The organism is Oribacterium sp. HCP3S3_B9 (genome assembly GCF_052064255.1).
Taxonomy (GTDB): Bacteria; Bacillota; Clostridia; order Lachnospirales; family Lachnospiraceae; genus Oribacterium.
In genome coordinates this window covers 1-783 of sequence record NZ_JBQHVY010000066.1, presented here as the reverse complement: position 1 = coordinate 783, position 783 = coordinate 1, and the positions used below count along the sequence as shown (strand labels likewise).

General features: G+C 53.3%; 1 protein-coding gene. It reads right to left on the bottom strand.

What is annotated here, in order from left to right; translation table 11 throughout:
• On the bottom strand, positions 1-783 hold a 783-nt coding region (locus ACTNC3_RS11430), incomplete at both ends, for a DDE-type integrase/transposase/recombinase (RefSeq protein ID WP_441227510.1).

Here is a 783-nt window from a genome sequence, read left to right as displayed (position 1 = left end):
CTTTCCCGAACGAATGCATCCACCACCTGATGGAATTTCTCGATTTTGCCTTTCGACTTCCCACTTCTTACAGGCGCATGAGAGATCGAGATACCAAGCTTGGCCAGTGACAGCTTCAGTTGCTTTGCGATGTACTGAGAACCGTTATCAAAGTAGCATCGGTCAAACGCCCCTGCACGGAGCAGCACAGACCGGAAGGTATCCTCTACGATCTCTTCCTCCTGAGAGGCATAAAACTTCGAGGCAATGACAAACCTCGAATGATCGTCTATCGCCGACGACAGGTATGTTTTGACTTTGGCTCCGCGCTTTCCGATCGGGAGCAGCGGCCCATACTTGATGTCTCCCTGGATCAGCATCATCCGGTGTGGCTTGCAGAAGCGCTTCGAGGAGCTCTCCCGTGCATCCTTGTAGGTCTGAAGATGCTCTGATCCGAAGCCAGCGTTGTAGAGATGTCTCTCCAGTGTCGAGCGTTTCAGCACGCCAGGAGCAACTCGTCCTTCTAACTCGAGGATCAGTATCAGCTGTTCCACCGAGCGCTCCGGAACTTCCCGTCGGAGCTGGATGGCTTCATTCAGAAGTTCCTCGAAGTTTTCCGGCAGTGTCTGAGAGCGCCGCTTCTGGCGATCCATCGGTCGGAGCCCCTGAAACCCGTTTTCACGGTATGCCTTCTCGTATCGGTAGAGCGATCTTGCGGTCGTTAAGTTGTCCTGTGCGATCTTTTCCCGCATCGCTATGCGCTTTGCATTATCGAGGTCCTCCGAAAGGAGTGGTGTAATCATA